This is a genomic window from Streptomyces sp. NPDC093801, from assembly GCF_040701585.1.
In the GTDB taxonomy this organism is placed as follows: Bacteria; Actinomycetota; Actinomycetes; order Streptomycetales; family Streptomycetaceae; genus Streptomyces.
The window spans coordinates 148,126-168,903 of record NZ_JBFBDP010000003.1; the positions used below are offsets into that span (position 1 = coordinate 148,126).

At 72.7% G+C, this 20,778-nt stretch carries 19 protein-coding genes; 9 read left to right on the forward strand and 10 right to left on the reverse strand.

Going from position 1 to position 20,778, the window contains the following annotated elements; all coding sequences use genetic code 11:
* Nucleotides 1–305 precede the first annotated feature (305 nt).
* Complete coding sequence (locus AB0469_RS04155) at nucleotides 306–1,127, reverse strand: oxidoreductase (RefSeq protein ID WP_366449757.1); 822 nt, start codon at nucleotides 1,125–1,127, stop codon at nucleotides 306–308.
* 109 nt (nucleotides 1,128–1,236) lie between these two features.
* Here AB0469_RS04155 and AB0469_RS04160 point away from each other — a divergent pair, with 109 nt between their 5' ends.
* Complete coding sequence (locus AB0469_RS04160) at nucleotides 1,237–2,247, forward strand: ATP-binding protein (RefSeq protein ID WP_366449758.1); 1,011 nt, start codon at nucleotides 1,237–1,239, stop codon at nucleotides 2,245–2,247.
* Here AB0469_RS04160 and AB0469_RS04165 read toward each other — a convergent pair.
* A complete protein-coding gene (locus AB0469_RS04165; RefSeq protein ID WP_366449759.1) occupies nucleotides 2,204–3,514 on the reverse strand; it encodes a hypothetical protein in 1,311 nt (436 codons plus the stop codon). The genes AB0469_RS04160 and AB0469_RS04165 overlap by 44 nt on opposite strands.
* Before the next feature lie 234 nt (nucleotides 3,515–3,748).
* Here AB0469_RS04165 and AB0469_RS04170 point away from each other — a divergent pair, with 234 nt between their 5' ends.
* The 5 genes from AB0469_RS04170 (at nucleotide 3,749) to AB0469_RS04190 (ending at nucleotide 11,626) form a co-directional block, all read left to right on the forward strand.
* Nucleotides 3,749–6,229 carry a SulP family inorganic anion transporter gene (locus tag AB0469_RS04170; RefSeq protein ID WP_366449760.1) on the forward strand — a complete coding sequence of 827 codons (2,481 nt, stop codon included), beginning with the start codon at nucleotides 3,749–3,751 and terminating at the stop codon, nucleotides 6,227–6,229.
* 270 nt (nucleotides 6,230–6,499) lie between these two features.
* Complete coding sequence (gene acs, locus AB0469_RS04175; protein WP_366449761.1) at nucleotides 6,500–8,455, forward strand: acetate--CoA ligase; 1,956 nt, start codon at nucleotides 6,500–6,502, stop codon at nucleotides 8,453–8,455.
* Between the two features lie 229 nt (nucleotides 8,456–8,684).
* Nucleotides 8,685–10,142, forward strand: coding sequence for a Na+/H+ antiporter NhaA (nhaA, locus tag AB0469_RS04180; protein ID WP_366449762.1), 1,458 nt, complete (start codon nucleotides 8,685–8,687; stop codon nucleotides 10,140–10,142).
* A gap of 54 nt (nucleotides 10,143–10,196) precedes the next feature.
* A complete protein-coding gene (locus tag AB0469_RS04185) occupies nucleotides 10,197–10,655 on the forward strand; it encodes a phage holin family protein (RefSeq protein ID WP_366449763.1) in 459 nt (152 codons plus the stop codon).
* A complete protein-coding gene (locus tag AB0469_RS04190) occupies nucleotides 10,652–11,626 on the forward strand; it encodes an alpha/beta hydrolase (protein ID WP_366449764.1) in 975 nt (324 codons plus the stop codon). The genes AB0469_RS04185 and AB0469_RS04190 overlap by 4 nt, the downstream gene beginning before the upstream one ends.
* 395 nt (nucleotides 11,627–12,021) lie before the next feature.
* Here AB0469_RS04190 and AB0469_RS04195 read toward each other — a convergent pair whose 3' ends face one another.
* From AB0469_RS04195 to nth, 3 genes are all read right to left on the reverse strand, one after another.
* The gene (locus AB0469_RS04195) at nucleotides 12,022–13,224 is read right to left on the reverse strand and encodes a MarP family serine protease (protein ID WP_366449944.1); all 1,203 of its coding nucleotides are present in this window, start codon (nucleotides 13,222–13,224) and stop codon (nucleotides 12,022–12,024) included.
* 13 nt (nucleotides 13,225–13,237) lie between these two features.
* Nucleotides 13,238–13,957 carry a CoA pyrophosphatase gene (locus AB0469_RS04200; RefSeq protein ID WP_366449765.1) on the reverse strand — a complete coding sequence of 240 codons (720 nt, stop codon included), beginning with the start codon at nucleotides 13,955–13,957 and terminating at the stop codon, nucleotides 13,238–13,240.
* A gap of 116 nt (nucleotides 13,958–14,073) precedes the next feature.
* A complete protein-coding gene (nth, locus tag AB0469_RS04205) occupies nucleotides 14,074–14,991 on the reverse strand; it encodes an endonuclease III (RefSeq protein ID WP_366449766.1) in 918 nt (305 codons plus the stop codon).
* 251 nt (nucleotides 14,992–15,242) lie between these two features.
* On the opposite strand from nth, the gene AB0469_RS04210 reads away from it, so the two are divergent.
* Nucleotides 15,243–15,917, forward strand: coding sequence for a Crp/Fnr family transcriptional regulator (locus tag AB0469_RS04210; protein WP_042811540.1), 675 nt, complete (start codon nucleotides 15,243–15,245; stop codon nucleotides 15,915–15,917).
* A 175-nt stretch (nucleotides 15,918–16,092) separates the two neighbouring features.
* Nucleotides 16,093–16,902 (forward strand): nucleotidyltransferase domain-containing protein, encoded by an 810-nt coding sequence (locus tag AB0469_RS04215; RefSeq protein ID WP_366449768.1) that lies wholly within the window; start codon nucleotides 16,093–16,095, stop codon nucleotides 16,900–16,902.
* Nucleotides 16,903–16,906: 4 nt separating this feature from the next.
* Here AB0469_RS04215 and AB0469_RS04220 read toward each other — a convergent pair whose 3' ends face one another.
* The 5 genes from AB0469_RS04220 to AB0469_RS04240 form a co-directional block, all read right to left on the reverse strand.
* Nucleotides 16,907–17,209 (reverse strand): hypothetical protein, encoded by a 303-nt coding sequence (locus tag AB0469_RS04220; protein WP_366449769.1) that lies wholly within the window; start codon nucleotides 17,207–17,209, stop codon nucleotides 16,907–16,909.
* The gene (locus AB0469_RS04225) at nucleotides 17,206–18,051 is read right to left on the reverse strand and encodes an MBL fold metallo-hydrolase (protein ID WP_366449770.1); all 846 of its coding nucleotides are present in this window, start codon (nucleotides 18,049–18,051) and stop codon (nucleotides 17,206–17,208) included. Before AB0469_RS04225 ends, AB0469_RS04220 begins: the two co-directional genes overlap by 4 nt.
* The gene (locus AB0469_RS04230; RefSeq protein ID WP_366449771.1) at nucleotides 18,048–18,959 is read right to left on the reverse strand and encodes an NUDIX hydrolase; all 912 of its coding nucleotides are present in this window, start codon (nucleotides 18,957–18,959) and stop codon (nucleotides 18,048–18,050) included. Before AB0469_RS04230 ends, AB0469_RS04225 begins: the two co-directional genes overlap by 4 nt.
* Before the next feature lie 151 nt (nucleotides 18,960–19,110).
* Nucleotides 19,111–19,584, reverse strand: coding sequence for a RidA family protein (locus AB0469_RS04235; protein WP_366449772.1), 474 nt, complete (start codon nucleotides 19,582–19,584; stop codon nucleotides 19,111–19,113).
* On the reverse strand, nucleotides 19,581–19,742 hold the full coding sequence (locus AB0469_RS04240) for a DUF4177 domain-containing protein (RefSeq protein WP_150528430.1): 162 nt from the start codon (nucleotides 19,740–19,742) through the stop codon (nucleotides 19,581–19,583). The genes AB0469_RS04235 and AB0469_RS04240 overlap by 4 nt, the downstream gene beginning before the upstream one ends.
* Nucleotides 19,743–19,788: 46 nt before the next feature.
* Here AB0469_RS04240 and AB0469_RS04245 point away from each other — a divergent pair, with 46 nt between their 5' ends.
* Nucleotides 19,789–20,775 (forward strand): ArsA-related P-loop ATPase, encoded by a 987-nt coding sequence (locus AB0469_RS04245; protein ID WP_366449773.1) that lies wholly within the window; start codon nucleotides 19,789–19,791, stop codon nucleotides 20,773–20,775.
* Nucleotides 20,776–20,778 lie beyond the last annotated feature (3 nt).

Sequence of the window (20,778 nt, forward strand, 5' to 3'; positions counted from 1 at the left end):
TACAAAGGAGTCACGGCCCGCGAGACCAAAGAACATCCGAGAGGATCATCTTTAAAACGCAGTAAGGCCCACGGACCGAAGCAGGAGCGCCGAGCACCCACGCGACGTCGACCCGTCGATTACGGGCCAGCCGCACCAGGCCACGGGCAAAGTACCCGGCCTGATGGGCACCTTCGAGGACGCTTGGTAACTGGGCGCGAATGCCAGCGGCGACACCAGAGCAGGACGGTGTCGCCGCAACCCGTTGCCCGGGCGGCCGGCGCACATCCGCGCCCCGTCCGCCCCGGACCCACGCCGCCGGGAACCTACGCCGCGCCGCGCTGGAGCGCCTCGCAGACCGCCGTCGACTCGCGCGCACCGAGCTCGATCGCACGCCCGCAGTGCGCGATCCAGGCCGCCATCCCGTCCGCGGTGCCGGAGACGTAGCCCTTGAAGGCCTCCAGGTAGGCCTCGGACCCCTGTTCGGCGTGCCCGACCTCCGCCGGGCAGATCGCCTTCGGGTCCAGACCGCTGTTGATCAGCACGATCCGCTCGGCGGCCCGCGCGACCAGGCCGTTGTACGAGGCGAAGGGGCGCAGGGCCAGCAGCTCGCCGTGCACCACCGCGGCGGTGACCAGGGCCGGAGCCGACCCGCCCGCGATGACCACCCTCGACAGCCCGTCGAGCCGGCCCGCGGCCTCGTCGGCATCCGGAAGCGGAAGGTCGACCAGCGGCTCGTCCACCGGCTCACCGGCCAGGCGCGGACGGCCCACCACATCGCCCGCCTCGGCCGAACCGGACGCGACCAGGTGGAGCCGGGCCAGGACCCGCATCGGCGACTGGCGCCAGATGCTCAGCAGCTGGCCGGCCTCCGCCGTCAGGCGCAGGGCCGCGCCGACCGCCAGCGCCTCCGGGTCCGCGCCGAAGTCCGTCCGGCGGCGCACCTCCTCCAGCGCCCAGTCGGCCCCCGACAGCGCCGCGCTCCCCCGGGCGCCGCGCAGTGCGGCCTCCGAGGTGATCTCCCCGCTGCGCCGGCGCATGACCCGGTGCCCGTAGACCCGGTCCACGGCCTTGCGTACGGATTCCACGGACTCTGCGACGCCCGGGAGGGCACCCAGGGCCGCCAGCGGGTCAGAAGCGCTACTCATAAGTAGGGAGCCTACGCACTGCGGACCCCCGGCACCGACCCCTCCTTGGAGTGGTCTTCTTCACTCACCCCGACCACACCCCGCGTTCGATCAACTACTCTTGGTGAACATGAAGATCGCTTTCGTGGGAAAGGGAGGCAGTGGGAAGACGACGCTGTCCTCCCTCTTCATCCGCCACCTCGCAGCCAGTGGAGCCCCCGTCGTCGCGGTGGACGCCGACATCAACCAGCACCTCGGAGCCGCCCTCGGGCTCGCCGAGGAGGAGGCCGCGGCGCTGCCGGCGCTGGGCGCGCACCTGCCCCTGATCAAGGAGTACCTGCGCGGCTCGAACCCGCGCATCGCCTCGGCCGACAGCATGATCAAGACCACGCCGCCCGGGGCGGGTTCGCGCCTCCTGCGGGTGGACGAGGACAACCCGGTCTACGAGGCCTGCGCGCGCACGCTGCTGCTCGACGGGGACTCCGTGCGGCTGATGGCGACCGGCCCCTTCACCGAGTCCGACCTGGGGGTGGCCTGCTACCACTCGAAGGTCGGGGCGGTGGAGCTCTGCCTCAACCACCTGGTCGACGGGCCGCACGAGTACGTCGTCGTCGACATGACGGCCGGCTCGGACTCCTTCGCCTCGGGCATGTTCACCCGCTTCGACATGACCTTCCTGGTGGCCGAGCCGACCCGCAAGGGGGTCTCGGTCTACCGCCAGTACAAGGAGTACGCCCGGGACTTCGGCGTCTCGCTGCGGGTCGTCGGCAACAAGGTCCAGGGTCCGGAGGACATCGAGTTCCTCCAGGACGAGGTGGGCGATGACCTGCTGGTCACCTTCGGCCACTCCGACTGGGTGCGGGCGATGGAGCGGGGCCGCCCGGCCGCCTTCGAGCTGCTGGAGGCGGCCAACCGGCTCGCCCTGGAGACCCTCCGGCACGCGGCCGAGGACTCCTACTCCGGCCGCGACTGGGACAAGTACACCGAGCAGATGGTCCACTTCCACCTGCGCAACGCGGAGAGCTGGGGCAACGCCAAGACCGGGGCCGACCTGGCGGAGCAGGTCGACCCCGGCTTCGTCCTCCACGAGGGCCTGGTCAGCCCTCGTCCGGCTCGCCGGCCGGCCCCTCAGCCGGCTTGACCCTGCCCGCCGCCGGGGCGGCCGGGGCGGCCGGCGGCCCCGCGGTGAGGAACTTCGTCCAGCCCTCCTTCGGCGCCTGCCCGACCTCCAGGGTCCGCAGCCAGTCCAGCGTCTTGGGGTCCTGGGCGTCCAGCCAGTCGGCCAGCTCCCGGAAGGGCACGCAGCGGACCTCCTTCTGGGTGCACATGCTCTTGATGGACTCCTCGACGGCGCGCATGTAGGTGCCGCCGTTCCAGGACTCGAAGTGGTTGCCGATGATCAGCGGTGCGCGGTTGCCCTGGTAGGCCCGGTCGAAGGCCTGCTTGAGGCCGTCGCGCATCTGGTCGCCCCAGTACTGGTGCTGCGAGGGGTCGCCCTGGGTGGTCGTGCCGGACTGGTTGACCATGTAGTTGTAGTCCATGCTCAGCGTGTCGAAGGCCCGGCCGGGCATCGGCACCAGCTGGAGCGGGAGGTCCCAGAGCCCGTCCGTCTTCTTCGGCCAGACCTGCTTGCTGATCCCGCTGGAGTCGTAGCGGAAGCCCATGTCCTTGGCCGCCAGCATGAAGTTCTTCTGCCCTTCGAGGCAGGGGGTCCGGGCGCCGATGAGCTCCTTGTCGTAGTCGAACGGGAGCGGCTCCATGTCCTTCAGGCCGGCGTTCGTCTTCCAGTTCTTGACGAAGGACTTGGCCTGGTTGATCTCGCTCTTCCACTCCTCGACGGACCACGTGCCCACGCCGCCGTCGGGGCCGCAGAAGTGGCCGTTGAAGTGGGTGCCGATCTCGTTGCCCTCCAGCCAGGCCGCGCGGACCTGGTCGGCGGTGTCCCTGATGCCCTGGAGGTCGCCGAACCCGATGTCGGAGCGGCCCGGCGAGTGCTGCGGCGCGGTGTAGAGGGAACGCTTCTCCTCGGGCAGCATGTACACGCCGCTGAGGAAGTAGGTCATCCGCGCGTTGTGCTCCTTGCCGACCTCGCGGAAGTGGGAGAAGAGCTTCTGGCTGTCCTCGCCGGCCCCGTCCCACGAGAACACCACGAACTGCGGCGGCTTCTCACCGGGCTTCAGCTTCTGCGGCTTCTGCACGTTCGGCTGCGGACCGGTGTAGGCGGTCGATCCGTCGCCGATGAGCCGGTTGGCGCTGCCGGGTGCCTCCGGGGCGGCGGCACCCTTCCTCCCGTTCGACCCGCCGGGGGCCGCACGCCCCGCGGACCCCGAGCCGCTGCACCCGGCGGCGCACAGGACCAGGGCCGTGGCGACCAGCCCGCCGGCGATCTTCTTCGTGGCGGCCATCATCCGCACACCTCTCCCTCGCAGTACCGATGCAGGACGTTCGCGACGCAACGTCCCATGCGGTGCTCTTTTAGGAAGGTGTGACAAGCCAGACAAAATGCTTAATCACTCCCAAGAGGGAGTTCCTAGGCCGCATGCCAGGATTTCCCCCCAACCTTCTTTACTCTCCATTACCATCCATTTACCGAGTGTTGAGAATCCCGCCGCTTCATCCCTCCGCAGAGGAGACGGGAACCCATGACAGCCACCGCACCAGCCCCCTCTGCCCACCAGAAGCCGTGGGGCGCGGGGAACTTCCGCAAGGACCTGCCGGCCGACCTGTCCGCGTCCGCAGCCGTCTTCCTGATCGCCCTGCCGCTCTCCCTGGGCATCGCACTGGCCACCGGCGCCCCCCTCCAGGCCGGGCTGGTGGCCGCGGCCGCGGGCGGGATCGTGGCCGGGCTGCTCGGCGGAGCGCCGCTCCAGGTGAGCGGCCCCGCCGCCGGACTCACGGTCGTGACCGCCGAGTTGATCCAGCGCTACGGATGGCGCACCACCTGCGCCATCACCGTCCTGGCGGGCTGCTGCCAGCTCGCCCTCGCCTTCCTGCGCACCGCACGGTCCGCGCTCATGGTGAGCCCGGCCATCGTGCACGGGATGCTCGCGGGCATCGGCGTGACCATCGCGCTGGCCCAGCTGCACATCGTGCTCGGCGGCACCCCGCAGAGCTCGGCCGTGGCCAACGTGCTCGGCCTGCCCGCCCAGTTGGCCGATCCGCATCCGGCTGCCCTGGCGGCGAGCGCGCTGACGCTGTGCGTCCTGCTCGGCTGGAACCGGCTGCCCGGACGGGCGGGCCGCGCCCTGCGCAAGGTGCCCGCCGCGCTGGCCGCCGTCGCCTCGGCCACGGCGTTCGCGGCGCTCGCCGGGCTGTCGCTGCCCCGGGTCGACCTGCCGTCCTGGAGCAGCCACGCGCTGCCCGAACCGCCCCAGGGGCCGGTGCTCGGGCTGATCGCCGCCGTCCTGACGATCACGCTGGTCGGCAGCGTGGAGTCCCTGCTGTCCTCGGTCGCCACCGACAAACTGATCGCCTCCGAACGCGGTACGGAGGACCGCCCGCCCCGCGCCGACCTCGACCGCGAACTGCGCGGCCAGGGCGCGGCGAACATCGTCTCCGGACTGCTGGGCGGACTGCCGATCACGGGGGTGGCCGTGCGCAGCGTGGCGAACGTCAAGTCGGGTGCCGTCAGCAGGAAATCGGCCATGTTCCACGGCCTGTGGGTGGTGCTCGCGGCCGGTCTGCTCGTCCCGGTCCTGGACCTGATCCCCCTCGCGGCCCTGGCCGCGCTGGTGATGTTCGTCGGAGTCCAGATGGTCAGCATCACGCACCTGCGGACCGTCTCGCGGCACCGCGAGATCCTGGTCTACGCGACCACGATCGCGGCCGTGGTGCTGGGCGGGGTGCTGGAAGGGGTGGCCGTCGGGATCGCGGTCGCCGTGGCCCTGGCCCTGCACCGGCTGGCCCGGACGCGGATCACGGTCGCGGAGGCCGACGGCGTCCACCGGATCGCGGTGCACGGGCAGTTGACCTTCCTGGCCGTGCCCCGGCTGAGCCGGGTGCTGAACCAGGTCCCGCACGGCGGGAGCGCGGTGGTCGAGCTCGACGGATCGTTCATGGACCACGCCGCCTACGAGACCCTGCACGACTGGCAGGAGTCGCACCTGGCGCACGGCGGCTCGCTCGAACTGACCGGCCGGGGCGGCGCGGCGATCTCCGGCGGACCCCCGGGCCCGTCCGGCGGCTCCGGGTCCCCCGGGGACGGGCACGCCGACGGGGGCGTGCGGGAGGGTGCGGCGGCCGGAAGCCACCGGGCCGAGGCGGGCCGGGGGACGCACCAGTGCTGCCGCCCCTGGACGCCCTGGCAGAACCACTGCGACCACCGGGCGGTCCTGGCGGCGCAGCCCGCGCCGGCGGGCGGGGAGGGCGGGGTCGAGGCCGGGGGCGCGCCCGGGCGTCCGGTGTCCGGCGCCCCCGGAGCCTCCGGCTCCCCGGCGGCCGCGGCCCGGCGGCGCGGGGCGGGCCAACTCGCGAGCGGGATCGGCGCCTTCCAGCGGGACACCGCCCCGCATGTGCGCGAGGAGCTGGCCCGGCTGGCGCGCGAGGGTCAGCGGCCCTCTCAGCTCTTCCTGACCTGCGCGGACTCCCGCCTGGTCACCAGCATGATCACCGCCAGCGGACCGGGCGACCTGTTCACCGTGCGCAACGTGGGCAACCTCGTCCCGCTGCCCGGTGCGGAGTCCGGCGACGATTCCGTCGCGGCGGCCATCGAGTACGCGGTGGACGTGCTGGAGGTCGCCAGCATCACGGTGTGCGGGCACTCGGGCTGCGGTGCGATGCAGGCCCTGCTGAACTCCCGACCGGGCACCCCGACGACCCCGCTCAGCCGCTGGCTGCGCCACGGCCTGCCCAGCCTGGAGCGGATGGGCAGCCGGCACCACGCCTGGGCCCGGATCTCCGGGCGGCTCCCGGCCGACGCCGTGGAGCAGCTCTGCCTGACCAACGTGGTGCAGCAGCTGGAGCACCTGCGGGCCCACGAATCGGTGGCCCGGCGCCTCGCCGAGGGGGCGCTGGAACTGCACGGGATGTACTTCCACGTGGGTGAGGCCCAGGCCTATCTCCTCTCCGCCGGCGAGGACTTCTTCGACTGTCGGGTTTTCGACAGCGTCGGGCAGAACGCCTGACCAGCGGCCCGCCGGAACCGATACCCTCCCGTATCCGTGCGAGCTGACGGCCCCCTCCCGCACCCTGCGGCGGGAGGGGGCCGTTCGCGCGCCGCCGGCCGACGCCGACACGCCGTGCGTGCGTACGGAGGCCGGGTACGGGCCCAGTCGTGGTATAGGTCTAAACCAATTTTCGGCAACCCCTTGTCACCTGGGCGTCTGACTGATGAGCTGTCCCCGGGGACTCAGCTATGCCCGGGGACAACGGACACCCTGGGAAAGGGAGATGTCGTGAGCAACGAGAGCCTGGCCAATCTGTTGAAAGAGGAGCGGCGGTTCGCGCCGCCCGCCGATCTGGCCGCCGCCGCGAACGTGAAGGACGCCGCGTACGCGCAGGCCGACGCGGACCGGCTGGGCTTCTGGGCGGAGCAGGCCCGACGGCTTTCCTGGGAGACCGAGCCCACCGAGACGCTCGACTGGAGCAACCCGCCCTTCGCGAAGTGGTTCGCCGACGGCCGGCTGAACGTCGCGTACAACTGCGTGGACCGGCACGTGGAGGCCGGCAACGGCGACCGCGTCGCGATCCACTTCGAGGGCGAGCCCGGCGACAGCCGCTCGATCACCTACGCGCAGCTCAAGGACGAGGTCTCACAGGCGGCCAACGCCCTGACCGAGCTCGGCGTCCAGGCGGGCGACCGGGTCGCCGTCTACCTCCCGATGGTCCCCGAGGCGGTCGTCGCGATGCTGGCGTGCGCCCGCGTCGGCGCCGCCCACTCGGTGGTCTTCGGCGGCTTCTCCGCCGACGCCGTCGCCTCCCGCATCCAGGACGCCGACGCCAAGCTGGTGATCACCGCCGACGGCGGCTACCGCCGCGGCAAGCCCAGCGCGCTCAAGCCCGCGATCGACGAGGCCGTCGCCAAGTGCCCGCAGGTCGAGCACGTCCTCGTCGTCCGCCGCACCGGCCAGGACACCGCCTTCACCGAGGGCCGCGACCTGTGGTGGCACGAGGTGGTCGGCCGCCAGTCCACCGAGCACGCCCCGCAGGCCTTCGACGCCGAGCACCCGCTCTTCATCCTCTACACCTCGGGGACCACGGGTAAGCCCAAGGGCATCCTGCACACCTCCGGCGGGTACCTCACGCAGGCCTCGTACACCCACCACGCCGTCTTCGACCTGAAGCCGGAGAGCGACGTCTACTGGTGCACCGCCGACATCGGCTGGGTCACCGGGCACTCCTACATCGTCTACGGCCCGCTGGCCAACGGCGCCACCCAGGTGATGTACGAGGGCACGCCGGACACCCCGCACCAGGGCCGGTTCTGGGAGGTCGTGCAGAAGTACGGCGTCACCATCCTCTACACCGCGCCCACGGCGATCCGCACGTTCATGAAGTGGGGCGACGACATCCCCGCGAAGTTCGACCTGTCGAGCCTGCGCGTGCTCGGCTCGGTCGGCGAGCCGATCAACCCCGAGGCCTGGGTCTGGTACCGCAAGCACATCGGCGGCGACCGCTGCCCGATCGTGGACACCTGGTGGCAGACCGAGACCGGCGCGATGATGATCTCCCCGCTCCCGGGCGTCACCGCGACCAAGCCGGGCTCCGCCCAGCGCGCCCTGCCCGGCATCGGCGCCACCGTCGTGGACGACGAGGGCCACGAGGTCCCGAACGGCGGAGGCGGCTACCTGGTCCTCACCGAGCCGTGGCCGTCGATGCTGCGCACCATCTGGGGCGACGACCAGCGGTTCATCGACACCTACTGGTCCCGCTTCGAGGGCCGCTACTTCGCGGGCGACGGTGCCAAGAAGGACGACGACGGCGACATCTGGCTGCTGGGCCGGGTCGACGACGTGATGCTGGTGTCGGGCCACAACATCTCCACCACCGAGGTGGAGTCGGCGCTCGTCTCGCACCCCGCCGTCGCCGAGGCCGCCGTCGTCGGCGCGGCCGACGAGACCACCGGCCAGGCGATCGTGGCCTTCGTGATCCTGCGCGGCAGCGCTTCGGAGACGGACGGCCTGGTCGGGGAACTGCGCAACCACGTGGGTGCCACGCTCGGACCCATCGCCAAGCCGAAGCGGATCCTGCCGGTCCAGGAGCTGCCGAAGACCCGGTCCGGCAAGATCATGCGCCGTCTGCTGCGCGACGTGGCGGAGAACCGCGCGGTCGGGGACGTCACCACGCTCGCCGACTCCTCCGTGATGGACCTGATCCAGACGAAGCTGCCCAGCGCCTCCGACGAGGACTGACCCGCGGCAGGGGACACGACCGCCCCGGAGGGCGTCCGGCGCACAGCGCGCCGGACGCCCTCCGTCCGTTTAAGGTGAAGATCACCCGATACGACGGCACGGAGCCCTGTAAAATACGAGAAGCGTCAAGAATTGACGTCTGAAAGTCTTCAGAAACGTCTCTGGGTGCGCCGGGAAGTCTGGTCGGCAACTGCATGTGTCATGCCGTCGACCGACCGGAGGTCCCCCCGTGGCCACGTCCGCAACCCGCCGCAAGCTCCTCGGACGGCTCTCGCTCCCCGAGCGCCGCTTCGTCGCGGACGCGCTGCGCACCGAGACCGTAGGCGGCGTCCTGCTCCTCGCAGCCGCGATCGCCGCCCTGCTGTGGGCGAACATCCCCGCCCTCTCGGACAGCTACGAGAGCGTCCGGTCCTTCCACATAGGCCCCGCCGCCCTCGGCCTGGACCTCTCGCTCCAGCACTGGGCCGCCGACGGCCTGCTCGCGGTCTTCTTCTTCGTCGCCGGCATCGAGCTCAAGCGCGAACTCGTCGCGGGCGACCTGCGCGACGCCAAGGCGGCCGCCCTCCCCGTCATCGCAGCCGTCTGCGGGATGGCCGTACCCGCGCTGGTCTACCTGCTGGTCAACACCCTCGGCGGCGGGTCGACCACCGGCTGGGCGGTCCCGACCGCCACCGACATCGCCTTCGCCCTCGCCGTACTCGCGGTCATCGGCACCTCGCTGCCCTCCGCCCTGCGCGCCTTCCTGCTGACCCTGGCCGTCGTCGACGACCTCTTCGCCATCCTGATCATCGCGGTGTTCTTCACCGGAACGATCGACTTCGCGGCGCTGGGCGGCGCCGTCGCCGGCCTGGTCCTGTTCTGGTTCCTGCTGCGCGCCGGCGTCCGCGGCTGGTACGTCTACGTCCCGCTCGCCCTGGTCATCTGGGGCCTGATGTACAACAGCGGCGTCCACGCCACCATCGCCGGCGTCGCCATGGGCCTCATGCTGCGCTGCACCCGCAGGGAGGGCGAGGAGCACTCCCCCGGGGAGCACATCGAGCACCTGGTCCGGCCCCTGTCGGCCGGCCTGGCCGTGCCCCTCTTCGCCCTGCTCTCGGCCGGTGTCTCCCTCTCGGACGAGGCGATCGCCCAGGTCTTCACCCGCCCCGAGACCCTCGGCGTGGTCATCGGCCTGGTCGTCGGCAAGACGGTGGGCATCTTCGGCGGCACCTGGCTGGCCGCCCGCTTCACCAAGGCCGAGCTCAGCGAGGACCTCGCCTGGCCCGACGTGCTCGCCGTGGCATCCCTCGCCGGCATCGGCTTCACGGTCTCCCTGCTGATCGGCGAACTCGCCTTCGCCGGCGACCCCGTCCTCACCGACGAGATCAAGGCCGCCGTCCTGTTCGGCTCGCTCATCGCGGCGATCATCGCCTCCGTCATGCTCAAGCTGCGCAACCGCACCTACCGGCGGCTGACCGAGGCCGAGGACCGCGACGAGGACCACGACGGGATCCCGGACATCTACGAGGAGGAGAACCCGGAGTACCACCTGCGGATGGCGCGGATCCACGAGGAGAAGGCCGCCGAACACCGCCGCCGGGCCGCCGCGGCCGCCCCGGCTCCGGGCCCGGCGGCGGGCCCCGAGCCGGACGGCGCCGCGGGCGAAGCCACGGGCGGGTCCAGCACGCGGGCCGACCGTCCGGCATGATCTGACTGACGACGGAGGACAGCCGCCGGCAGACGACGACAGAGGGAGACAGAGATGAGCGCAGTGGACCAAGGGGCTCCGGGGGCCGAGCGCACCCTCGGCCAGCTCGTCGCCGCGGCCACCGCCGAGATGTCCGCCCTGGTGCACGACGAGATCGCGCTCGCCAAGGTGGAGATCAAGCAGGACGTCAAGCGCGCGGGCATCGGCAGCGGCGCGGCGATCGCGGCGGGCGTGCTCCTGCTCTTCTCCCTCCCCGTACTGAGTTTCGCCGCGGCCTACGGCATCCACAACCTCGGTCTCGGGCTCGCCTGGTCCTTCCTCATCGTCGGCGTGGCGTTCTGGCTGCTGGCGGCCCTGGTCGGGCTGCTGGCCATGAGCAAGTTCAAGAAGATCAAGCCCCCGGTGAAGACGATGGAGTCCGTCAGGGAGACCGCCGCACTGGTGGGGACCGTCAAGCCGCATCCGCGGCCGTTGAGTGACCAGGCCGTGGGTGTGGCACGCTCGTCCTCATGACAGCCCCCTCGCCGGACTCCAGTACTCCGCCCACCGCCGCCACGGCGGTACGGATCGACCTGCCGGACGGCAGGGCGGTGACCCACCGGGACGTCGCGGCCAACGGCGCCCGGTTCCACGTCGCGGAGCTCGGCGACGGGCCGCTGGTCCTCCTGCTGCACGGCTTCCCGCAGTTCTGGTGGACCTGGCGCCACCAGCTGACCGCCCTCGCGGACGCCGGCTACCGGGCGGTCGCGATGGACCTGCGCGGGGTCGGCGGCAGCGACCGCACGCCACGCGGCTACGACCCCGCGAACCTCGCACTCGACATCACCGGGGTCGTGCGGTCCCTCGGCGAGCCGGACGCCGCGCTCGTCGGGCACGACCTGGGCGGCTACCTCGCCTGGACGGCCGCCGTGATGCGGCCCAAGCTCGTGCGCCGGCTGGTCGTCTCCTCCATGCCGCACCCGCGCCGCTGGCGCTCGGCCATGATGGGCGACCTCGGCCAGACCCGGGCGAGCTCCCACATCTGGGGCTTCCAGCGGCCGTTCATCCCCGAGCGGCAGCTGGTCGCCGACGACGGGGCCCTCGTGGGGCAGCTGATCCGTGAGTGGTCCGGACCGCGGCTCGGGGAGGACGGCCCGGACGAGGAGGCGCTCGCCGTCTACCGGCGGGCGATGTGCATCCCGTCCACCGCGCACTGCTCCATCGAGCCCTACCGCTGGATGATGCGGTCGATGGCCCGGCCCGACGGGCTCCAGTTCTACCGCCGGATGAAGCGGCCCGTACGGGTGCCGACGCTGCACCTGCACGGATCGCTGGACCCGGTGATGCGGACGCGGAGCGCCGCCGGCTCCGGGCAGTACGTCGAGGCTCCCTACCGCTGGCGGCTCTTCGACGGTCTCGGGCACTTCCCGCACGAGGAGGACCCGGCCGCCTTCTCCACCGAGCTGGTGAACTGGCTCAAGGACCCCGAGCCCGACCGCCCCTGACGGCGCGTTGGCCAGTACCTGACGGATCGGTGACCGGTTCCTGACGGTCCAGCGGTTTGTTCGTACGACAGGCATACGGGCATTCAATTGCCCCGCGCATAGGCCAATTGGCCGCCCCGGACGGGGTTACCGACCTTGGAGGCCGGGCAGAGCTCGTTGTATGGGCTGGACGCACGACCACGGTGACACCGCACGCGAACGCCGCTCGGCCACGGTGCCGGGTACGCACGACAGGGGGTCCGGCCGCGAAGGCCACGACCCCCGCCTCGGGATTCCGCGCATCCTGCGCCGCCGCGCCCGCTGGGTGTCGGCGCGGCTGCGCCATCCACGGGTGTAGCGGCGCCGCGGCCCCCGGACCCCGGGCCGGACCCGGAGCCCGGGGGCACGGCCCCGGGCTAGAGGGCGCAGCCCTGGGTGTCGACCCGCCGGTCGGCGATCCGGCCGACGCGGATGTCGTCCCGGATCTCGTCCGCCGTCAGGGCGTACCCGGTGTCCGGGTCGTCGAGCGACTTCGCGAAGACGACCCCGTACACCCGGCCCTCGGGCGTGAGCAGCGGGCCGCCGGAGTTCCCCTGGCGGACGGTCGCGTAGAGCGAGTAGACGTCGCGGCGGACGGTGCCCCGGTGGTAGATGTCCGGGCCGTTGGCGTTGATCCGGCCGCGGACACGGGCCGAGCGCACGTCGTAGCCGCCGTTCTCCGGGAAGCCGGCGACGATCGCGTCGCTGCTGCTCGTCGCGTCCTTCTCGGTGAACTCCAGGGCCGGGGCACGCAGCTTGGGCACGTCCAGGACGGCGATGTCGCGCTCCCAGTCGTAGAGCACGACCTTGCCGTCGTAGAGCTTGCCCTCGCCGCCGACCTGCACGGTCGGCTCGACGACCCCGCCGACGACGTGGGCGTTGGTCATCACCTTGCCGGGCGCGAAGACGAAGCCGGTGCCCTCCAGGACCTTGCTGCAACTGGGGGCGGTGCCGACGACCTTCACGATCGAGAGCCTGGCCTGCTGGGCCACCACGCTGCGGGCGAGCGCCGGGTCGGGCGGCTTGACCTCGGTGATGGGCTCGTTCGAGAACGGGCTGAAGACCTGCGGCAGGCCGTTGCGGGCGAGGGTGGAGCTGAAGTCCGAGAACCAGGTGTTCGCCTGGCCGGGCAGCACCCGCGACACGCCCAGCAGCACCTTGGAGTTGCGGACCTCCTTGCCCACCGTGGGCAGTGAGGTCCCGGCGAGCGCCGAGCCGATCAGCCAGGCCACCAGCAGCATGGCGACCACGTTCACCAGCGCGCCGCCGGTCGCGTCGAGCGCGCGGGCGGGCGACCAGGTGATGTGGCGCCTGAGCCGGTTGCCCAGATGGGTGGTCAGCGCCTGCCCGATCGAGGCGCAGATGATGATGACCACGACGGCGATCACCACCACGGTGGTGGACACCTGGGTGCCGTTGTCCGTCACCCGGTCCCAGATCAGCGGCAGCAGCGACACGGCGATGAGGCCACCGCCCAGGAAGCCGATCACCGACAGGATGCCGACGACGAAGCCCTGGCGGTAGCCGACGATCGCGAACCACACGGCCGCGAGCAGCAACAGGATGTCCAGCACGTTCACGAGGGTCACCGTCTCATGCGTGCCAGTCGAGCGGGACGTGACGTGAGCGGTCCCACGGGCGTTCCCAGCCCGCGAAATGCAGGATCCGGTCGATCACCCCGGCGGTGAAACCCCAGACCAGGGCCGATTCCACGGTGAAAGCGGGCCCCTGATGGCCTCTCGGATGGACCACGGTGACCCGGTGGGCGGGGTCCGTGAGATCCGCCACGGGGACCGTGAAGACCCGGGCCGTCTCCGCCGGGTCCACCGGGCCGACCGGCGAGGGCTCGCGCCACCAGCCGAGCACGGGGGTCACCACGAACTCGCTGACCGGGATGTAGAGCCGGGGCAGCACGCCGAACAGCTGCACGCCCGCCGGGTCCAGCCCGGTCTCCTCCCGGGCCTCGCGCAGGGCGGCGCGCAGCGGCCCGGTGGTGTGCGGGTCGCCGTCCTCCGGGTCCAGGGCGCCTCCGGGGAAGGAGGGCTGGCCGGCATGCGAGCGCAGGGTGCCGGAGCGCTCCTGGAGGAGGATCTCCGGGCCGCGCGGCCCCTCCCCGAAGAGGATCAGCACGGCAGACTGCCGGCCCCGGCCGTCCTCGGGGGGCAGGAAGCGGCTGAGCTGCCGCGGCCGGACCGTCCGGGCCGCCTCGGCGACGGGGTCGAGCCAGCCCGGCAGGCCGGCGGTCGTGAGCGCGAGCCCGTCGGCCCGGCGGTCGGCCGCGGCCGTGGTCTCGTCCTGCGTACCGCGCGTCATGGGCAACCCCTGTCCGTGTTCTCCCCGTCCGCTGAACGCGGACCGGGTACCGATTCGTTCCGCCGGGGGCGCGCAGGCGCGGCTGGCGCGCCCCCGGGCCGGCGGTCGCGCCCCGCTCAGGGCCCCGTACGGGGCGCCAGGGGCGCCGCGGGGAGCCCCGGGTAGTCCGGGGGCGGGGAGAGCCGCTGGCCCGGCTGGCCGCCCTTCTCGTACTTCAGCAGCTTCTTCGCCTTCTCCGGGTCGGTCTCGCCCTCCCCGTAGGCCGGACAGAGCGGGGCGATGGGGCAGGCGCCGCAGGCGGGCTTCACGGCGTGGCAGATCCGGCGGCCGTGGAAGACGACGCGGTGCGAGAGCATCGTCCACTCGCTCCGGGGGAAGATCGCGCAGATCTCCGCCTCGACCTTCTCCGGGTCCTGCTGCTCGGTCCACTTGAACCGGCGCACCAGCCGTCCGAAGTGGGTGTCGACGGTGATCCCGGGGACCCCGAAGACGTTGCCGAGGACCACGTTGGCGGTCTTGCGGCCCACTCCGGGCAGCTTGACCAGGTCCTCCATCCGGCCCGGCACCTCGCCCCCGAAGTCGTCCCGCAGGGCCTGCGAGAGGCCGAGGAGGGACTTCGCCTTCATGCGGAAGAACCCGGTCGGCCGAATGATCTCCTCCAGCTCCTCCGGCACGGCGGCGGCCATGTCCTCGGGGGTCGGATAGGCGGCGAAGAGGGCCGGAGTCGTCTGGTTCACGCGCAGGTCGGTGGTCTGCGCGGAGAGGACGGTGGCCACCAGGAGCTCGAAGGGACTGCGGAAGTCCAGCTCCGGATGGGCGTACGGGTACACCTCGGCGAGCTCGCGGTTGATCCGGCGGGCCCGCCGGACCATGGCGAGGCGGGACTCCGGGCGGTGCGCCCCGGCCGGCCTGGCGGGCGCCGCGGTCTTCGCGGGAGCGGCGGTCTTCGCGGCCCGCGGTTTCTTGGCCGAAGCTTTGCCCAGGGGGGCAGGTCGGGCCTTTTCGGACGTCGCCGCGGGGGCCTGTTCGCCCACGGCTGAATTCTGGGCCGCCGTCACTCCCGCGGACCCCTTGGCCTGTGCTCTCACCGGCTTATTGGACACCCGGCCAGCCTAAGGCCGGCGGCTGACACCCCGCCCGGACCTCAGGTAACACCACCCCGATCGGCCTCTCGCCGCACAGCACGCCCGTCCGTCCGGCATCCTTGTGATTGATCGCACTGTTTGAGCCGTCCGGCAAAATGGGGAACGGTCCCCATTGGCCGGTCGACATAGGAGAGAGACTCGTGGACGACGTTCTGCGGCGCGCCCCGCTCTTCGCGGCGCTCGATGACGAGCAGGCCGCGGAGCTCCGCGCCTCCATGGGCGAGGTGACCCTCGCACGCGGCGACGCCCTGTTCCACGAGGGCGACCCCGGTGACCGGCTGTACGTCGTGACCGAGGGCAAGGTGAAGCTGCACCGCACCTCCCCCGACGGCCGCGAGAACATGCTGGCCGTCCTCGGCCCCGGCGAGCTGATCGGCGAGCTGTCGCTCTTCGACCCGGGCCCGCGCACCGCCACCGCCACCGCCCTGACCGAGGTCAAGCTCCTCGGCCTCGGCCACAGCGACCTCCAGCCCTGGCTGAACGCCCGGCCCGAGGTCGCCACCGCGCTGCTGCGCGCCGTCGCCCGGCGCCTGCGCAAGACCAACGACCAGATGTCCGACCTGGTCTTCTCCGACGTCCCGGGCCGCGTGGCCCGCGCGCTCCTGGACCTGTCGCGCCGCTTCGGCGTGCAGTCCGAGGAGGGCATCCACGTCGTCCACGACCTCACGCAGGAGGAGCTGGCCCAGCTCGTCGGCGCCTCGCGCGAGACCGTGAACAAGGCGCTCGCCGACTTCGCGGGCCGCGGCTGGCTGCGCCTGGAGGCGCGCGCCGTGATCCTGCTGGACGTGGAGCGGCTCGCCAAGCGCTCGCGCTGACGAAGCTTCGCGGAGGGGCCCCGTCCGGGTGTCGGACGGGGCCCCTCCGTGCGTTCGCGGCACCGGCGGGGCGGTGGCGGCGCGGGCCCGGAGGCGGTCGTCGCGGGCTCGGGCGGTGGCGGCGCGGGCCGTAAATGCGTTCGCCCCGGGCCGTGCGGCGGGCAGAGTGGGGATCATGGACCACAGAGGGCTGGACGAGGACGGGTACTTCGAGCGGGACGGATCCCTCGGGCGGATCCAGCCCGAGTTCGCCGGACTCGTGGCCGCCGCGCGCGGCCGGCTGGCGGAGGCGTACGGGAACCGGCTGCACAGCGCCTACCTGTACGGCTCCGTGCCGCGCGGCACGGCCCGGCCCGGGCGCTCCGACCTCGACCTGCTGATCGCCCTGCACCGGGAGCCCTCCGACGAGGACCGCGACACGGCCGAGGTGCTGGGCCGCGGGCTCGACCAGGACTTCCCGCAGATCGACGGCGTCGGCATCCTGCTGTACGGCAAGGAACGGCTGCTCAGCGAGCCGGAGCGGCACGACCTGGGCTGGTTCCTGGCCTGCCTGTGCACCCCGCTGCTCGGCGCCGACCTGGCCGAGCACCTGCCCCGCTACCGCCCCGACAGCCTGCTCGCCCGGGAGACCAACGGCGACCTGGCCGCCCTGCTGCCCCGGTGGCGGGCCCGGTTCCAGGCGGCCTCGGAGCCCGCGGAGTTCCGCAGGATGAGCCGGTTCTTCTCCCGGCACCTGGTGCGGACCGCCTTCACCCTGGTCATGCCCGAGTGGAACGGCTGGACCAGCGACCTCGCCGAGTCCGCGGAAGTCTTCGGCCGCTACTACCCGCGGCGGGCGGCGCAGCTGCGGGAGGCGGCCGCCGTGGCGCTCGACCCGGTCGAGGACCCGGCCGTGGTGCGCCGGTACCTGGACGACCTCGGGCCGTGGCTGGCCGCGGAGTACGAGGCCCGGCACGGCACGAAGACGCCGCGCCCGGCGGTCTGACGGCCTAGACCTCGGCGGAGGCCGGGTCCAGGGACTCGACGGCCTGCTTGGCCTCCGCCAGGCCCGCGCCGGTGATCCGGCGGTACTCCTTGATGGCGGACACGGTCCGGCCCTCGCGCATCAGCGCGCGCACGGCGTCCAGCCCCGCCGGCTCCGGCTCCTCGATGCCCAGGTGCTCCAGCACCAGGCCGAGCCGCCGCTCCAGCCGGTCGGCGCGGTCCTGCAGGGCGCGCATGCGCAGGTTCACCGTCGAGGTGATCCAGCCCGCGACGGCGAGCAGCGCGAGCGCCAGGTACAGCGTGTTCATTCAGGTCCCCCCGGGATCAGTCCGTGCTCCCGAAGGTACTCGAGCTGTGCGCGGACGGACCATTCGGCGGCGGGCCAGAGGGAGCGGTCCACGTCGGCGTAGACGTGGGCGACGACGGCCTCGGGGGTGACCAGGCCGTCCTCCACGGCCGTCTCGACCTGGGCGAGCCGGTGGGCGCGGTGGGCCAGGTAGAACTCCACGGCGCCCTGGGCGTCCTCCAGGACCGGCCCGTGGCCCGGGAGCACGGTGTGGACCCCGTCGTCGACGGTGAGGGAGCGCAGGCGGCGCAGGGAGTCCAGGTAGTCGCCGAGGCGCCCGTCGGGGTGCGCGACGACCGTCGTACCGCGGCCCAGGATGGTGTCGCCGGTCAGCACGGCCCGGTCGGCCGGCAGGTGGAAGCAGAGGGAGTCGGCGGTGTGTCCCGGGGTGGGCACGACGCGCAGCTCCAGGCCGCCGGTGCGGATCACGTTCCCCGCGGCCAGGCCCTCGTCGCCCAGGCGCAGCGCCGGGTCCAGGGCCCGCACCTTGGTACCGGTCAGCTCGGCGAAGCGGCCGGCGCCCTCGGCGTGGTCGGCGTGGCCGTGGGTGAGGAGGGTCAGCGCGATCCGCTTGCCGGCCCGCTCGGCGGTGGCGATGACGGCGCGCAGGTGGGCCTCGTCGAGGGGGCCCGGGTCGATGACGACGGCGAGTTCCGAGTCGGGCTCGGAGACGAGCCAGGTGTTGGTGCCGTCCAGGGTCATGGCCGACGGGTTGGGCGCCAGGACGTTGACCGCGCGGGCGGTGGCCGGTCCGGAGACGACCGCTCCGCGGGGCTGGCCGGGCAGGGCCGCTGCGTCGGTCATGCGGGGCCTCCTCCGAGGGTGACGCGCTTGGTGAACTCGTCGTGGCCCGGCCAGCTGAGCACGACCACGCCGTCCTCCAGCGCGGCCTCGGCCAGCACCGGGGCGAGGTCCTGCGCGCCGGCCGCCGCGAGGGCGTCGGCGGCGGCCCCGTACGGCTCCAGGGAGCGCAAGGTGGAGATGGTGGGCGGCATCATCAGCAGTTCGCCCGCGTCGTAGCCGGCGGCGGCGTCCTGCGGGCGGATCCAGACGGTCCGGTCGGCCTCGGTGGAGGCGTTGCGGGTGCGCTGCCCCTCCGGGAGGGCGGCGACGAAGAACCACGTGTCGTAGCGCCGGGGCTCGAACTCGGGGGTGATCCAGCGGGCCCAGGCCCCGAGCAGGTCGGAGCGGAGCAGCAGGCCGCGGCGGTCGAGGAACTCGGCGAAGGACAGCTCGCGGCCGACGAGGGCCTCGCGGTCGGCCTCCCAGTCGTCCCCGGTGGTGTCGCCGACGACGGTGTCGGGGGTCGTCCCCGCGAGGAGTACGCCGGCCTCCTCGAAGGTCTCGCGGACCGCGCCGCAGACGATCGCCTGGGCGGTGGCGGCGTCGGTGCCGAGGCGCGCCGCCCACTGCGCCTGGTCCGGACCGGCCCAGCCGATGCGGTGGTCCTCGTCGCGGGGGTCGACGCCGCCGCCCGGGTAGGCGTAGGCGCCGCCGGCGAACGCCATGGAGGCGCGGCGGCGCAGCATGTGCACGGCGGGGCCGTCGGGGGTGTCGCGCAGCAGCATCACCGTGGCGGCGCGCTTGGGCGCCGCCGGCGTGAGGGCGCCCTCCGCCAGGGCGCGGATGCGGGCGGGCCACTCCGGCGGGTACCACTGGCCTCCGGCGGGGGGCTGCTCGGGCGAGGGCTGTCCGTGCTGACCATTCGGCATGGCCGGATGCTACGGCCATCCGGCCCGATGTTCGAGGCCCTCCCCGGGCGGGGCCGGCCGTCGGCCGCGGGCGGGCCGCCGGGCGGGGACCCTCCACGGGCTCCGGGGCTCGGACGTCCGGCGGGGCTGCGGACAGCCCCGCCGGGCCGGGTCAGGCGTCCGGGGTGAGTTCCACCTGGATCTCGATCTCGACCGGGGCGTCCAGCGGGAGCACCGCCACGCCGACCGCGCTGCGCGCGTGCACGCCCTTCTCGCCGAGGATCTCGCCCAGCAGCTCGCTCGCGCCGTTCAGCACGCCGGGCTGACCCGTGAAGTCGGGGGCCGAGGCGACGAAGCCGACGACCTTCACCACGCGGGTGATCCGGTCCAGGTCACCGACCACGGACTTCACGGCGGCCAGCGCGTTCAGCGCGCAGGTCGCGGCCAGCTCCTTGGCCTGCTCGGGCGAGACCTCCGCGCCGACCTTGCCGGTCAGCGGGAGCTTGCCCTGCACCATCGGGAGCTGGCCCGCGGTGTACACGTACGCGCCCGAGCGCACCGCCGGCTGGTACGTGGCCAGCGGCGGGACGACCTCGGGCAGGGTCAGTCCGAGCTCGGCGATCCGGGCCTCGACGACGCCGCTCATACCTTCTCCCGCTTGAGGTAGGCCACGAGCTGCTCGGGGTTGTTCGGGCCGGGCACGACCTGGACGAGCTCCCAGCCGTCCTCGCCCCAGGTGTCCAGGATCTGCTTGGTGGCGTGGACCAGCAGGGGGACCGTCGCGTATTCGAACTTCTTGGTCATGGGGGCGAGCGTAGCGCCTGAGCGGGAGTGGTTAGGCTCGGAGGTTGTGAGCAGGCTCCAGGTGGTCAGCGGCAAGGGCGGCACCGGCAAGACCACGGTCGCCGCCGCACTCGCGCTGGCCCTCGCGCGCGAGGGCAGGCGGACTCTTCTCGTGGAGGTCGAGGGCAGGCAGGGCATCGCACAGCTATTCGGCACGGAAGCGCTCCCCTACGAGGAGCGGAAGATCGCCGTCGCGCCCGGCGGGGGCGGCGGCGAGGTGTACGCGCTCGCCATCGACGCGGAGCGGGCGCTGCTGGACTACCTCCAGATGTTCTACAAGCTCGGGTCGGCCGGGCGCGCCCTCAAGAAGCTCGGGGCCATCGACTTCGCGACGACCATCGCGCCCGGTCTGCGGGACGTCCTGCTGACCGGCAAGGCGTGCGAGGCGGTGCGCCGCAAGGACAGGTCCGGGCGGTTCGTCTACGACCACGTGATCATGGACGCTCCGCCGACCGGGCGGATCACCCGCTTCCTGAACGTCAACGACGAGGTGGCGGGGCTGGCCCGGTTCGGTCCGATCCACAACCAGGCGCAGGCCGTCATGAAGGTGCTCAAGTCCCCGGACACCGCCGTGCACCTGGTGACCCTGCTGGAGGAGATGCCGGTCCAGGAGACCGCCGACGGGATCGCGGAACTGCGCGCGGCCGGACTTCCGTTCGGGCGCGTCATCGTCAACATGGTCCGTCCGCACCACCTGGACGAGGACACGCTGCGCACCGCGGCGGAGGGCCGCCGCACGGAGATCGCCAAGGCCCTGTCCCGGGCGGGCCTGGGTGGGGCGCGGCGCGGCGGGCTGGCCGAGCGCCTGGTGGACCCGCTCCTGACGCAGGCCGCCGAGCACGCGAGCCGGGTGGAGCTGGAGCGGGAGCAGCGCCGCGTGCTGGCGGGGCTGGACGTGCCGGCGTACGAACTCCCCCTGCTGGGCTCGGGGATGGAACTGGCCGGGCTGTACGAGCTGGCGACGGAGCTGCGCAAGCAGGCGGACGCCGAATGAGCG

Coding starts and splice junctions, on each gene's coding strand:
- AB0469_RS04155 (WP_366449757.1), bottom strand. CDS start 1,127: ATGAGTAGCGCTTCTGACCCGCTGGCGGCCCTGGGTGCCCTCCCGGGC.
- AB0469_RS04160 (WP_366449758.1), top strand. CDS start 1,237: ATGAAGATCGCTTTCGTGGGAAAGGGAGGCAGTGGGAAGACGACGCTG.
- AB0469_RS04165 (WP_366449759.1), bottom strand. CDS start 3,514: ATGATGGCCGCCACGAAGAAGATCGCCGGCGGGCTGGTCGCCACGGCC.
- AB0469_RS04170 (WP_366449760.1), top strand. CDS start 3,749: ATGACAGCCACCGCACCAGCCCCCTCTGCCCACCAGAAGCCGTGGGGC.
- AB0469_RS04185 (WP_366449763.1), top strand. CDS start 10,197: ATGAGCGCAGTGGACCAAGGGGCTCCGGGGGCCGAGCGCACCCTCGGC.
- AB0469_RS04190 (WP_366449764.1), top strand. CDS start 10,652: ATGACAGCCCCCTCGCCGGACTCCAGTACTCCGCCCACCGCCGCCACG.
- AB0469_RS04200 (WP_366449765.1), bottom strand. CDS start 13,957: ATGACGCGCGGTACGCAGGACGAGACCACGGCCGCGGCCGACCGCCGG.
- AB0469_RS04215 (WP_366449768.1), top strand. CDS start 16,093: ATGGACCACAGAGGGCTGGACGAGGACGGGTACTTCGAGCGGGACGGA.
- AB0469_RS04220 (WP_366449769.1), bottom strand. CDS start 17,209: ATGAACACGCTGTACCTGGCGCTCGCGCTGCTCGCCGTCGCGGGCTGG.
- AB0469_RS04225 (WP_366449770.1), bottom strand. CDS start 18,051: ATGACCGACGCAGCGGCCCTGCCCGGCCAGCCCCGCGGAGCGGTCGTC.
- AB0469_RS04230 (WP_366449771.1), bottom strand. CDS start 18,959: ATGCCGAATGGTCAGCACGGACAGCCCTCGCCCGAGCAGCCCCCCGCC.
- AB0469_RS04235 (WP_366449772.1), bottom strand. CDS start 19,584: ATGAGCGGCGTCGTCGAGGCCCGGATCGCCGAGCTCGGACTGACCCTG.
- AB0469_RS04240 (WP_150528430.1), bottom strand. CDS start 19,742: ATGACCAAGAAGTTCGAATACGCGACGGTCCCCCTGCTGGTCCACGCC.